General features: G+C 46.6%; 11 protein-coding genes. 2 read left to right on the plus strand and 9 right to left on the minus strand.

Going from position 1 to position 13717, the window contains the following annotated elements; translation table 11 throughout:
• Positions 1–64: 64 nt before the first annotated feature.
• The 7 genes from ACSR9A_RS25845 to ACSR9A_RS25875 form a co-directional block, all read right to left on the minus strand.
• Positions 65–1852, minus strand: coding sequence for a permease (locus ACSR9A_RS25845; protein WP_473760702.1), 1788 nt, complete (start codon positions 1850–1852; stop codon positions 65–67).
• 42 nt (positions 1853–1894) lie between these two features.
• Entirely contained in the window at positions 1895–2782 is an 888-nt protein-coding gene (locus ACSR9A_RS25850) for a carbohydrate ABC transporter permease (RefSeq protein WP_473760704.1), read from the minus strand.
• A 27-nt stretch (positions 2783–2809) separates the two neighbouring features.
• A complete protein-coding gene (locus tag ACSR9A_RS25855) occupies positions 2810–3739 on the minus strand; it encodes an ABC transporter permease (RefSeq protein WP_473760706.1) in 930 nt (309 codons plus the stop codon).
• Between the two features lie 84 nt (positions 3740–3823).
• Positions 3824–5332 carry an ABC transporter substrate-binding protein gene (locus ACSR9A_RS25860; protein WP_473760707.1) on the minus strand — a complete coding sequence of 503 codons (1509 nt, stop codon included), beginning with the start codon at positions 5330–5332 and terminating at the stop codon, positions 3824–3826.
• Positions 5333–5605: 273 nt separating this feature from the next.
• A complete protein-coding gene (locus ACSR9A_RS25865) occupies positions 5606–7024 on the minus strand; it encodes an NAD-dependent malic enzyme (RefSeq protein WP_473760708.1) in 1419 nt (472 codons plus the stop codon).
• A 104-nt stretch (positions 7025–7128) separates the two neighbouring features.
• Positions 7129–7995 (minus strand): response regulator, encoded by an 867-nt coding sequence (locus tag ACSR9A_RS25870; protein WP_473760711.1) that lies wholly within the window; start codon positions 7993–7995, stop codon positions 7129–7131.
• Complete coding sequence (locus ACSR9A_RS25875) at positions 7992–9584, minus strand: ATP-binding protein (RefSeq protein WP_473760714.1); 1593 nt, start codon at positions 9582–9584, stop codon at positions 7992–7994. Before ACSR9A_RS25875 ends, ACSR9A_RS25870 begins: the two co-directional genes overlap by 4 nt.
• Positions 9585–9698: 114 nt before the next feature.
• Here ACSR9A_RS25875 and ACSR9A_RS25880 point away from each other — a divergent pair, with 114 nt between their 5' ends.
• Positions 9699–10739: a DctP family TRAP transporter solute-binding subunit gene (locus ACSR9A_RS25880; protein ID WP_473760717.1), complete on the plus strand. Its 1041-nt coding sequence runs from the start codon at positions 9699–9701 to the stop codon at positions 10737–10739.
• 115 nt (positions 10740–10854) lie between these two features.
• Positions 10855–12183 (plus strand): dicarboxylate/amino acid:cation symporter, encoded by a 1329-nt coding sequence (locus ACSR9A_RS25885; protein WP_473760720.1) that lies wholly within the window; start codon positions 10855–10857, stop codon positions 12181–12183.
• Positions 12184–12277: 94 nt separating this feature from the next.
• Here the strand turns inward: ACSR9A_RS25885 and ACSR9A_RS25890 are convergent, their stop codons facing one another.
• Complete coding sequence (locus tag ACSR9A_RS25890; protein WP_473760722.1) at positions 12278–12601, minus strand: hypothetical protein; 324 nt, start codon at positions 12599–12601, stop codon at positions 12278–12280.
• A 523-nt stretch (positions 12602–13124) separates the two neighbouring features.
• Positions 13125–13706, minus strand: coding sequence for a hypothetical protein (locus ACSR9A_RS25895; protein WP_473760725.1), 582 nt, complete (start codon positions 13704–13706; stop codon positions 13125–13127).
• Positions 13707–13717: the final 11 nt, after the last annotated feature.

Raw genomic sequence — 13717 nt, forward strand, 5'->3', positions numbered from 1 at the left:
CCGAGCTTCAGGCATCCAATAAAGCTTATCCGCAAATTCATGATTATTTAGTTGCATGTGCAGCTCATACCCGTTTGAATACTCTATAAATCAGCGGCTGCAGTTCGATTTCAAATACCGTTTCGTTTGTTGTCTCATACAGGGCAGACCATTCCTCCCCGCTTCTTACATCTACTAGTTTACGCCCATTCCCGTCAACATGCACTTTGATTTTCTCTTGCTGGTCAAGAAAGGATTCCAAAATAAACGTATCGTTATCATACAGGAAGATGGATACTTTACCGGGACACTCTAAATAAATCTTCCATTCACTCATCAGGTACTGGCGTATTGTCGTCAGCACTTCTGTTGGATAAATATACAATTCAACGTAGTCATCGGGTACTGTCAAAATATATACGGTTCCCTTCCCATATTTATTTTTCATTAATACAGGAAACCACATGTCTTCTTTTTTCAGCGCAACTATACAATCTCCAGCATTGCTCATATACTCAATCACGGGCAAGAGCACGTTGCTGCGGCTCCAGTAGCTACCCTTGAAGCTAGTACCTTCGGATACAAATTCATTGGAAAAGGCTTTTCTGCCAGTGTATCTTGCTGATGTCAGCTCCTCGACGCCTCGCCCCTGCATCTCCCGCAGAAAGCCAGAGGTTAGGCAAACATCCGAGCCCTGCAAAAGGTGATTTTTCAGCTTCTGGATAATTTCAGCATCTTGGGCGCTATTCGCAGAGATGAATACCAAACCGGAGGAGTCCGGGAATTGAGGGCTAGGCTCCAAGGCGACTCCCGCCATGCCCAGATAATCGTACAAATGATTCTCTCCTCGTGCATGGAAAGGCTCATATACCGACAAACCTACTGGATTCCCCGTATCGCCGAGCACCTTGTCCAATCGTTCCAATTCATGTCCAATCGCTGGAATTTGAACGGTGTCGAGCAGCCAGCTGTAGCAGAACAAGGTGAGCTCCTTGCCTTTGGCAAAAAGCGTGAGCATCGCTTGTTCAAGGAAATAAGAAATATGAGGCGTGCTTCCAAGCGAATCAATCCATCCTCCTGCATTATGCCCGGGCTTTACATTTTCCAGCCAACGCATGAGTGAATAACTGCCGTATCGCGGAAGGCTTTGAGAAGAATGGTTGGAGTCCCTCGTTTCTGTTCCCGTGTAAATCTCATCGAAAATCCGCGACTGTGTTTCGGGGTTATAACCCGTTTCTTGAAACGATTCATTCCAATCCGGAAACTTGATGATCATATTTATATTGGGATTTATCGCTTTGGCAGCTTTCATAACTATATTCTCCGATACTTCCGTCATCAATTGCAATCGGAACTCGGACCAGCTTTTGCTTCCCTTTGCCTCGATGCAGGTCGGACAGGCACAATTCGTGAAGAAGAAATCATCAATAATAATCTCATCGAACACGGAGGCCGCAAATTTAACTGCTTCCTCCAACATTTTCAACTCTTCCTCGTTTGTATAGCAAAGCGTCGTACATGATCGCTTATAACCGTCTTCAATCGGCTCGGCCTGGCTCCCAAAAATCGTCCCTCCGCTGCCATAAACCCCTGTTTCATTTATAAGGGGCTTATTTTTTGTCGTTTTCATAAGTGTTGTTGTGATGGCCCCTGATACAGCTATTCCTTTTTCATGGAAAAACTGCTTCAAAGCATCGAGCTTCTCTCTGGATACATCCATATCGTCTCTATGTGTTTCCAGATAAACCTTGGAGCATTTCAAATGCTTTTCAAAAAAGCGAAAACCTGATCTGAGGTTATCTATGGAATCAAAATTGGAAATACATCTCGTTGTAAAGTATAATGCCACATTAAAATGCGAATATTCCGTCATTAGTCAATCCTCCATCGTTATCATTAATCGTGTGTGTGAATATTACCCTTTAACCGCTCCGACAACTATACCTTTAATAAAATATTTTTGGAAAAACGGATAAACCAGCAATACAGGAATTAAACCGATGACCGCAATGGCCATTTTAATCGCAGTAGTCGGAAAGCTTGTCCCCATGCTAACCTGCAGTTTATTGCCAAGGCCGCTCATCATGAATAGCGTGTCCAAAAGCATTCTATTCAACAGAACCTGCAAGCTGAATAAGCGCTTATCACTAATAAAATATAGTCCATTCAGCCAATCATTCCAGTAGCCTAGACCAATAAACATAACCAGTGTTGTAAGAATAGGTATGGACATCGGAAGTACAATTTTGCATAAAATTCGTATTTCACCAGCCCCATCTATTTTAGCTGCTTCCGTTACGGCCTCTGGTATATTCGTCGTAAAATAAGTGCGCATCATAATGACATTAAATGCGTTCATAAGCAAGTTAGGAAAGATCAGCGCATAAATCGTGTTTTTCACATCAAAAATCTGCGTCCACATAATATAGCTTGGAATTAATCCGCCTGAAAACAACATCGTGAAAAAAATAAAAAAAGAAAATATATTTCTCCCTGGCAAATCTTTACGCGATAATGGATAAGCGAACATAGTGGTGATGATCAGGCTTAGTAAGGTTCCGATTACGGTGACGATCGTTGAAATGAAATACGCTCGACCTACATCGCTTGAATTGGTGAGTATATATTTATAAGCGGTAAAGTCAAAGCTTTTGGTGAAAAACGAATACCCGTTTTGGATCAGGGCCGTTTCATTTGTTATGGAGGATATAATCAACAGTAAAAAAGGAATAATACAAAATAATGATATTCCAACCAGACTCAGGTTCGCAAACGCCTGGAATCCCTTATTGGTTTGAACCATCTGCCATACCCGCTTTCTATGAATGTCCTAAAATAGCGCACTGTCGGGGTCGCTTTTTTTGACGGTATAATTAGCAATCAAAATAAGAATAAATCCGACAAGAGACTGATAAGCGCCGGCAGCGGAGGACATTCCAATGTTTTGTGTTTGCATAAGCCCCCGATAGACATAGGTATCAATCGTATTGGTTACGTTCATTAATGGCCCGCTGTTCATAGGCACCTGGTAAAACAGTCCAAAATCGGAGTAAAAAATTCGCCCTATTGCCATCAAGGTCAAAATAATGATGGTCGGTTTTAAGCTCGGCAGCGAAATATGGAGAATGCTCTTCCATTTGCTCGCGCCATCAATTGCCGCTGATTCAAAATAACCGTTGTCGATCCCAACCAATGTGGCATAAAAAATAATCGTATTAAAGCCAAACCATTTCCACACATTCACAATGACCAAAATGAAGGGCCAATATTTAGGATTCGTATACCATGAAACCGGATCGATTCCGAGCGGTTTTAAAATCGTATTGTTGATGAACCCCGTTTCTGCGCTCAAAAATCCATAAACCAGATACCCCACGATAACGATAGAAATCAGGTAAGGCAATAAAATAGTCGTTTGGTAAAATTTTTTGGCTTTCTTTGATGTGATCTCATTTAATAATACGGCGACAAAAACGGACATTATCGTTCCAATCACGATAAACAATAAATTGTAACCGATTGTATTGCGTGTTATCAGCCATGCATCCTGCGTTTTGAACAGGAATTCAAAGTTTTGAAAGCCAATGAAATCGCTTCCCCAAATTCCCTTCTGGTAATTGTACTGCTTGAAGGCAACAATAATCCCGCTCATTGGAATATAGTTATTGATAATCATATAAATCGTACCGGGTAAAAGAAGTAGATACAGCGGCAAAAACTGCATTTTTCTCCACCGACTCATTTTTTGCAGGCTATTCATGCGGACCTCCCCTCACCCCGCTCCTACCTTCCGATTGTCGTAACAGCCTCATCGCAGGAGCGGGGGAGCATTGTTTGCTATTGTTTATTTTTGTGCGAGCCAATTATCGAGCTGAGCCTGCTTTTCTTCTATAATTGCGTCTATGCCGGCACTCTTCAATTCCTTTTCGAACCGCGGCAGCACCTCGACCGCATCAAGGTCGCCGCAATCCAGCGCGTTCACATATTTTGCGAGCACATTGTTTACTGCAGCAATTTGCGGCAATACTTTTGTATTGTTCCAAATAAACCCTTTTGCAATGGATTTCGTCGCATTTTCGTTGAATTTGAGCGTATCCTCCCAGACGGTAGGGGAATCGGAGGCCCATACATGAGAGATTAATTCGTTCGGCCAAGCCCATGGATCTGCGCTGTAGGTTTTGTTTTGGGCGTTCATTCCTTCAGGGTAATCAATTAATCCTTTGGCTGCGTCTTTTACCACATAGTTTTTGCCCTCAACGCCGTAGATAAAAATATTAGCTAATTCCGGATTCGTGTACATTTCATTCAGAATTTGCACCGCTCTTCCCGGGTTTTTACTATTATGGGCAACATACCATAGATTATTAATATTATTGGTTGTCGAATACGGAGCAGTAAGCTCAATAATCGTCATCTTCTTGCCCGTGCTTCTTTCAATCTCGCCTTCCATTCCAGGCTTGGTGTTGGTTATGGACGCGAATGCCTTTCCTGCCTTAATTAGACTGACGGCACTCTCCGAGTTGGTTGAGCCGTTTGGCAGCAGCAAGCCTTCTTCCTGCCATTGATGACGTCTCGTTACAATATTTTTGTAGGTGTCTGACGTATACCAATTGACTACCGTTGTATGGTCAGTCGTTGAGTCCTCCAGAACTCCTGGGTCTCCTCCCAGATCATCCTTGTAGGAAATATAATATCCCATCGTTCCAGCATCGGACACCAGCGGATACATATCCGGGAACTGGACCTTTGCCTCACGAAGGAGCTTCTCAACATCATCCTCGGTTTTAATGGCAGAAGTGTCGGTGCCCAACTTCTCCAGATACTCGGTCGGAATGGCATAACCATACCCGGATGCAAGCTCTTTATTGTTGCGGACCGCATAAATTTGACCGTCTACTGAAGTTGAATCCCAATCGGACTGAGGTATTTGCTCCAGCATGTCCTTCCCATATTCCTTAAGCAAATCATTCAGAGGCACAACCTGACCGCTGTTGGCCGCATTTGGAACAGTCAATCCGAAGCTCGGCATTAAATCAAAATCTTCTCCGGAAGAAAGCATCAGATTTCTTTGTTGACCAAAGGAACTGAAGCCAAAACGAACAAGCTCAATGGTTGTGTTAAACTTTGCTTCAGTAATTTTGCTTGCTGCTGCTGCAACCTCTTTCACCGCTTCGTCGTCGGCATCATCCACCATAATAATCTTGACAACATAGGGCTCTTGAGAAGATTCTGTTGCTGCAGAAGAGGCTGGTGACGCTTCTGGACCTGCATTGTTTTTACTGCAACCAATAATTAAGGCAGGCAGTAAAATGACGAGACAGGCAAGTGTCATAATCTTTTTTTCAAACCTCATTTTTAATTGCTCCCCTCGTAATTTCTTTTTACAATATAATTGTATCCGCTATCATTTCACGAAGATATCGATTTTGTTTCTTATCATTATCAATTTTGTTTCATGATTTTATTCTGAAGCAACTTGTTGAAGCAGACTTCTATGCTCTTGCTCTACAAATCAAAAAAGAATGCTTCAGGCCCATAGCTAGCCCCGAAGCATTCCCACTTTTCAATCTATATTTGAATCTAAATATTTCTTTGTCCCCTATCCAGCACCCTCGCCATATGCAAACTACAGCTTGCGCTCCCGTCTGCGGGCAACGCCCGAAGCATAAGCCGCTTCAATGACCGCCTCTTTGACACGATCCGCCACATGCGGATTGAATATGCTCGGAATGATGTAATATTCATTCAGCTCATCCTCGGTAACCACCGCAGCAATGGCCTCGGCGGCAGCCAGCTTCATCTCCTCTGTCACCCGCGACGCCCGGCAGTCCAATACGCCGCGGAACAATCCGGGGAAGCATAATACATTATTGATCTGGTTCGGATAATCCGACCGTCCCGTCGCAATGACGCGCACAAGGCCTTCCGCTTCCTCCGGCGTTATTTCCGGCGTTGGATTCGCCATTGCGAACACAATGGCATCCTTCGCCATTTTCCGAACATCATCCGCCTTAAGCACGCCCGGCCCCGATACGCCGATAAAAATATCTGCGCCCGCAATGACTTCACTCAGCTTGCCCTGCTCCCGGTTCGGATTCGTATGCTCCGCATACCAGCTCCACGCTTCATGCGCGTAGCTGTTACCAGCGACGAGTGCCCCGTCACGATCAACCCCGATGATGTTCCGCACACCTGCTGCGAGCAAAATCTTCGTGCAGGCAATTCCTGCGGCTCCAACGCCGCACAGTACAACCTTGCAATCTGCAAGCTGCTTGCCAGCAAGCTTGACCGCATTAATAAGACCTGCAAGCAGCACGACCGCCGTACCATGCTGGTCATCGTGAAATACCGGAATGTCCAGCTCCTCAATGAGACGCCTCTCAATTTCGAAGCAGCGCGGCGACGAAATATCTTCGAGATTAATGCCGCCGAATGTGGGGGCAATACGCTTAATGGTCGCAATGATTTCTTCCGTATCCTGTGTATCGAGGCAGATCGGGAAAGCATCGACTCCTGCGAGCTGCTTGAACAGCATCGCCTTGCCCTCCATGACCGGCATCGCTGCGAGCGGGCCAATATTGCCGAGCCCCAATACGGCGGTTCCGTCCGATACGACGGCAATCGTATTTCTTTTTATCGTGAGCGAGTGTGCCCGCTTCGGGCTTTCATGTATCGCCATGCAAATATTTGCCACGCCTGGCGTGTACACTCGCGACAAATCATCGCGTGTTTTAATCGTCATTTTCGGTGTTACTTCGATTTTGCCGCCAAGATGCATGAGAAAGGTCTGGTCTGATACCTGCAGCACCTTCACGCCTGGCGACTTATTTAATACGCTTACTATTAGTTCTTTGCGCTGCGTATCCGTAATATTGACCGTCACATCACGAATCGTCGATGTTTTGCTCGTCCCGCTTACGTCTACAGCTACAATGTCGCCGCCCGCTTCACCAATTGCCGTAGCAATTCGGCCAAAGGTTGACGTTTCCTTGTCCATCTCCAAACGCAATACGATATTCGTGCTTCCCGTTGCTGGCACCGCCATCCTGACCACACTCCCTTTGCAAACGCTTTAGCGCTTGCTATTTGCCTTCATGATAACGGTTACATGAAAACGTGGGAAGCTTTTGACCATATTGTTGGTTTTGGTCATTTTGGTCTTTGCTGCAATACGTAGCGATTGATTGGACGCCCAACCCCGCCATAGTTGATTTCCAGCAACACATAACCGCTCTTCTCCAAAAAATCCAAGTAGCGCCTCGCCGTTACTCTGGCTATACCGATCCCCTCGGCTGCTTCCTCCGCCGAAACCCCGCCCTCCAAGCGATGCATCACCTCAACGATTTGCCGCAGAGTAACAGCATTCAGCCCTTTCGGCAGGCTGCTTTGCTGCTCATCCAGTCCAGCAAAACCAATTTGCCTTGCTTGTCCTGTTTGCTCAGCCTTTCCAACTATTCCTGCTGGCCCTGCTGGCCCTGCTTGCTCAGCTTGTCCAGTTTCCTGCTGTCCATTACTACGCTTCTGCCCCTGCACCCAGTTTTCCCCACTGAGCAGCATTCGATCCAGCTCCTCTTGGGTGACGGGCTTTTCTTCGGCCAAACCTACATGGCGGTCGCGGTAACGCTCCAAGGTCTGGCGAATCCGCTCCAGCTTGAAGGGCTTAATAATATAATCCATCGCGCCCCCGCGCAGCATTTCGCGAATCGTCTCCGGATCTTTCGCTGCCGTTACGACAATAACATCAACGGGCATTGCCGCTGAGCGCAGCTCTCGCAGCGCCGCCATCCCGTCTAGTGCTGGCATAAACACATCGAGAAACACCAAATCCGGCGCAAGCTCCCGGATGAGGCGCAAGCCCTCCAACCCATTCCCCGCAATGCCCACGACCTGAAAACCGTCTACTTGCTCAACAAACTGGCGATTAACCTCCTGTACCATGGGATCATCTTCAATAAGCACCACTTTGAAAAAGCTTCCGTCCTGTCCTTTGCTCATGTCCTCCGCTTTCACGTTCATCCGCCAGCCCCTCCCATCGGAAATGTTAGCTCAATAGCCGTACCGCTTCCTAGCTCCGACTGAATACGCAGCTCCCCATCGCCCTTATCGACGATGCTGCCAACCAAATACAGTCCAATGCCGCGATTATCGCTGCCTTTCGTCGTAAAACCCCGTTCAAGCACACGCGACTGCACCTCAATCGTCATGCCGCAGCCATTATCTTCAACAAGAATGGACAGCAGCTCTTCATCCTGCTCCATACTAACATAAATTTCCTTTTCATCGCGCACTACTTGCGCTAGCGCATCAAAAGCATTTTCAATCAAATTGCCGATAAGCAGCACCATATCATGCTGATCCAGCATGATGGGGAATTGCTTTACCTCCATATGAGGATCAAGCTTAACCTGAATGCCCAGCTCCTTGCCCCGGCTGATTTTGCCAAGCAGCAGGCCCGCCAGACTGTCATCCTCAATATGCTGATGCAGAAACTTCGTCAGCTCCTCCTGCTGACCGGAAATATCGTATACATATTGCAGAGCCTGCTCTTTTTTATCCAATTGAAGCAGTCCGGCAATCGTGTGCAGCTTGTTGCTATGCTCATGATTTTGCACCCGCAGCGCATCGACGAACTCTCGCACACCCGTCAATTCCTCTGCTATACGCGCCACCTCGGTCCGATCTTGAAAAATCGCAATCGCTCCGATCATCTTTCCCTGCTCACGAATCGGAATGCGGTTGCTCCAAATCAGCGTATTGCCCACTCGCAGCTCCTGATTGAACACAGGGCGCTCCAGCTCCATAATTTCCGGCAGCCGTGTATCCGGCAGTACCTCCCGAATCGGCAAGCCGACTACGTCGCGGGATACGCTGAAAATCTGCTTCGCCCGCTCATTAAAAATCGTAATCAGCTCAAGGCGATCAATCGCAATAACTCCTTCATGCATCGCCTGGAAGGCCGCCGAACGCTCCCCATACATGCGCGCAATTTCATGCGGCTCCAAATTGTACATTTGCCGTTTAATATGTCGGGCAAGCAGCGCTGAACCGAATATCCCAAACAATAAAGCAATCAGCAGCGTAAGCGCAATCGAGCTTTTCTGCTCTTCAATAAGCTTCGCCAGCCCCGGCAGCAGCCCGCCCGCCACGACGACACCTACCTGCACATGCGCCTCATTCATAATCGGGACATATGCACGCAGGGCAACGCCAGCCTCCCCCTTCACCTTGGACATGTAGGTGTGCTCCGCAAACGCCGCATCCGCATCCGATGAATTAAATTTGCCGCCGATCCTCGACGCCAATGGATGCGATAGCCTCGTCCGGTTCATGTCCAGCACGACGACATAGGCCACATTATTAATAATGCGGATATTATCCGCTACAGGCGCAACCCAGCTTGCGCTATCTGGTTCATTGATCTGATTTTTAATGCTAGGCAGCTCGGCAACGGTACGGGCGGTAATCAGCAGCCGCTGTTTAAGCTCGTCCTCCTTCATGCGGGTGACGCTCCCAATCACGACAATGCCGCCAATAAGCAGCGAGAGAAGAACGAGTCCGAATGACAGCAATATCATTTTCCAATAAATTCGCAGACGGCTGAGCATCGCTTCTCCTCCCTGTTGCTTCGTTTACGTTTTTTCTCTATTGTGAAATAATAAGGGTAAAATAGCAACTGCGGCAAACGCTGCTAATCTGGCAGGAAGGGGAGTGGATTAAAAATGAAAACCGCAATCGGTATGATCAGCTTTATTGCTGTAGGCTTGCTGGCTGCCATTTTGTTCGGATTTCGTCCCGAGGCGACTCGTACCCTGCCCTTTGATGAAGAGCAGACGGGACTGAAGGAGCGGATCGTCATTAAATTCAGCCATGTGGTCGCGGAAAATACACCAAAAGGGCTGGCGGCGACCCATTTCGCCAAGCTCGTCAAGGAAAAGACCAATGACGCCGTCGAAATCCAAATATTTCCGAACGGCATGCTGTATACCGAGGATACTGAGGTCGCGGCACTCAAGCGTGGAGATATCCAAATGATCTCCCCCTCCTTTTCCAATCTAAGCGCCGTTGATCCTGCATGGCTCGTCATGGATCTGCCCTTTGCTTTTACCGATCAGCAAGCAGTGGATAAGGCGCTTGCCGGCGAGCTTGGCACGCTTTTAGCTGCAGCGATGGAGAAGCATCATATAAAAAGCGTTGCCTTTTGGAGCAATGGCTTCAAGCAAATGACGAACAGCATTCGTCCGCTGCGGGTTCCCGAAGATTTTGCAGGGCTGAAATTCCGCATGCTGCCGAGCGATGTCGTCATCAGCCAGTTTCAAGCGCTTGGCGCCACTACAGCGAAAATCCCCTTTAACCAAGTGTTCGCAAGCTTGAAAAAAGGCATCGTTAATGGACAGGAAAATACGATATCCAACATTTTTACGAAGCAGCTGTTCCAGACGCAGCATTATATGACGATTAGCAATCATGGCTATCTTGGCTATGGCGTAATGTTTAATGAAAGCTTCTGGGACGGGCTCCCCCCGGGCATTCAGGCCGAGCTGCAAAGCGCGCTTGCAGACACGACCGAGTGGATGAAGCAAAATACAGCCGCGATGCAGGAGCAGCAGCTTCGTCAGCTCAAGCAATCTAAGGATATTGACATTCATATGCTGACCCCGCAGGAGCGGGAGCAATGGGTGCAAGCTTTCCTGCCGATTTATGACCAATACTATGAAATTATCGGGGAACCGCTGATGAAGGAAATCGCGCGACCGAAATAACCAAAACGAACAATATGACCGTATGCTTGTGACGGGGCCTCTCCTTCTTTTACAATGAGGACGCAAACGAAATTAAAGCGTTTTCATTTTGATAAAAGAAAGTGGGGCCCTCCTCATGAAGCTGAAATTCAACCTGAAAAACCTAACCGTCCAAGTCGTGTGTGCTATCATTATTGGTATTTTATTCGGCCATTACTTCCCGGAGCTTGGCGAGAAAATGAAAGTGCTTGCCGATGGATTCATTAAGCTGATCAAAATGGTTATTGCGCCCATCGTCTTTTTCACCGTTGTAAACGGCATTGCCAATATGGGCGATATGAAAAAAGTCGGCCGTATCGGCGGCAAGGCGCTGCTCTATTTTGAAATTGTGACGACGCTAGCGCTTGCAATCGGTCTGCTCGTCGTCAATCTCGTGAAGCCGGGCGCAGGCATTGATGCCAGCAAAGCAAGCGGCGACATTACCAAGTACACCGACGCAGCTGCCCAGTCCAGCCACAGCATGGTGGATTTTATACTCGGCATTATTCCGGATAACGTCATTTCGGCCATGGCTGGCGGCGATTTGCTGCCGATACTCTTATTTGCGATTTTGTTCGGCTTGTCGCTTACGGCGATGGGAGAATCGGCAAAACCGGTTACCCAGCTGTTTGACAAGCTGTCGCATGGCTTTTTCGGCATCATCAATATGATTATGAAGCTATCACCACTTGCTGCTTTCGGAGCGATGTCCTACACAATCGGCAAGTTCGGCATTGGCTCGCTGACCTCGCTGGGCAAGCTGATGGGCTCCGTCTATATTACGATGGCGCTGTTCATCATCATTGTGCTCGGCTCGATTGCCCGCTTTTATGGCTTTAGCATTTTCAGCTTTATCCGTTATATCAAGGATGAGATTTTCCTCGTGCTCGGCACTTCGTCCTCCGAATCGGCGCTGCCGCGCATGATGGATAAGCTTGAAAAATACGGCTGCTCCAAGCCGGTCGTTGGGCTCGTCGTTCCAACTGGGTACTCGTTCAATCTCGACGGTACGGCTATTTATTTGTCCATGGCCGCGATGTTCGTCGCCCAAGCCTCCGGTGTTGAGATGTCGCTCTGGCAGCAGCTTACGCTGCTTGGCGTACTGATGCTGACGTCCAAGGGAGCCGCAGGCGTTACGGGCTCCGGGTTTATTACGCTGGCAGCGACGCTCGCTGCTTTCCCGAGCATTCCCGTTGCTGGCATGGCTCTGCTGCTCGGCGTTGACCGCTTTATGTCTGAGGCGCGCGCCATCACGAACCTGATCGGCAACGGCGTCGCAACCGTCGTCGTCGCCAAGATGGAAAATGAATTTCATCAAGGCGGCGCGCCAGATGCAGCTGTAGCCGCAAAAGCCGAGCCTGCTCCTTCTGCTGCAAGCACAAGCCTCGCTGGATCTCTCGTTAAGCCTGCTGCGGAGCAGTCTTAAGCTCGGCAAAGCTAGCTTACTCACTAAAGACTAAAAAAGCGAAGTGCCCTGCCAATGCAGGGACACTTCGCTTTTTTCGATAATGATATGATTATTAGATTTTGAAACTTATGGAATCATCCATCCCTTGCCCATCTAACTTCTGAAGGAAATAATATAAAGCAGTATACTTGTCATTTAAATATACATTCAAAGTTGTCTGGATAAATTCAACCGGTTCATTAAAACGATAATGAATCACATATGCTATTTTTTCTCTCTCTAACTGGATTGATGATAGATCGAATGTTCCAAATGCATCAAAAAACTCTTCTGGCTCATCCACTCTCCAATTATTTGCATACGACCAAAAACCTTCAACCGCTTTCTCAAATCGTGCCTCTTGCAATAGGAATTGTTTCAAATTAAATTCGTCCATTACTTATCCTCTAGCCTCCCCAAGACAATATTGAAACTTCAAACCGTATTTTTAATTTTGCTAAATCATTTAAAACACTTGGCTGCAATTCAAAATCGGCTCGTGCTGCCGACTTTCTAACCGCCACTGTTCCCTTTTACAGCAAAAAAGAGAAGGTTCAATTTCTCTGCCTGAATCTGCTTTGGGGGCAGGGATGGTATCAGAAATTGTGCTTTGTGCTGGTGATTCATCAAGGCTCTGCTCCATTTTGGTTAGTACGGATCTTACCTTGGTGGTGACAGACAACATTCGCTTGTACGATTATCGCTTCAATATTGAGTGCATAGTTGACTTAAAACACGATAAAAAAATCAAAACGTGTCCGAGATATCCTTGAATTTCCTATTGAGTGTTCGTCGGTGCCTTAATATACCTCATATTGAATACAGAAGTCATCTTCTAGCTGCTTAAGGCTACAATACCGTTTTTTTAACACTGTCCATAATTGAGGTTACAGATCAACACTCGCATGTGGTTAATGGCTCTACTCTAAATGTTTCGCCCAAACGTGATATAAATCCTTAAGGTTGCTATTCCCTGTCCCTTTGACAGCTTTATTAGCACAAGTATTAACAATTCTTATGGGGTTTAGGGCCACATCTTTATTAAATCCTATGATTACTGGCCTATTTACATCAACAAAGTTTCGCGGTTTATAAATAACTCCCCATTTGAGTTGACTGAACTGTTGGAGAAACACATTACCAAAGTAAATTCCAATATCCATGATTATTGTTTCTGTTTCTTGACCAAATTTAAACTCATCTACAATTACTTCTGATTTAAGCCATGCCGGTATTTCATCGTGTTCGTCCCGTAACTCCTCCCTCGATTTTTTTACCAGTTCAATTCTTGGTATGAACCAATCCCACAAGTAATTTAAAGACTCTGGAGTAAAATCCAATTTTTCTGTTATAAACTCTTCACTGCCACTACAATATTCAACTAATGTTCTTATTCTACTTTGTTGATTCCCCAAGAACCATTGAAAAAAATTATCTGCTTCTCTTTTATTCATAGTTTCATAGGGAATAAACTCGAATGGGATTAAAATTTTAGGATACACTGCTAGTCCTC

The sequence above is a fragment of the Paenibacillus sp. R-74696 genome, assembly GCF_055814915.1.

Bases quoted from the DNA above. Each gene is read 5' to 3' on its own strand.
- ACSR9A_RS25845 (WP_473760702.1), bottom strand. From the start codon at position 1,852: ATGACGGAATATTCGCATTTTAATGTGGCATTATACTTTACAACGAGA.
- ACSR9A_RS25850 (WP_473760704.1), bottom strand. From the start codon at position 2,782: ATGGTTCAAACCAATAAGGGATTCCAGGCGTTTGCGAACCTGAGTCTG.
- ACSR9A_RS25855 (WP_473760706.1), bottom strand. From the start codon at position 3,739: ATGAATAGCCTGCAAAAAATGAGTCGGTGGAGAAAAATGCAGTTTTTG.
- ACSR9A_RS25860 (WP_473760707.1), bottom strand. From the start codon at position 5,332: ATGAGGTTTGAAAAAAAGATTATGACACTTGCCTGTCTCGTCATTTTA.
- ACSR9A_RS25865 (WP_473760708.1), bottom strand. From the start codon at position 7,024: ATGGCGGTGCCAGCAACGGGAAGCACGAATATCGTATTGCGTTTGGAG.
- ACSR9A_RS25870 (WP_473760711.1), bottom strand. From the start codon at position 7,995: ATGAACGTGAAAGCGGAGGACATGAGCAAAGGACAGGACGGAAGCTTT.
- ACSR9A_RS25875 (WP_473760714.1), bottom strand. From the start codon at position 9,584: ATGCTCAGCCGTCTGCGAATTTATTGGAAAATGATATTGCTGTCATTC.
- ACSR9A_RS25880 (WP_473760717.1), top strand. From the start codon at position 9,699: ATGAAAACCGCAATCGGTATGATCAGCTTTATTGCTGTAGGCTTGCTG.
- ACSR9A_RS25885 (WP_473760720.1), top strand. From the start codon at position 10,855: ATGAAGCTGAAATTCAACCTGAAAAACCTAACCGTCCAAGTCGTGTGT.
- ACSR9A_RS25890 (WP_473760722.1), bottom strand. From the start codon at position 12,601: ATGGACGAATTTAATTTGAAACAATTCCTATTGCAAGAGGCACGATTT.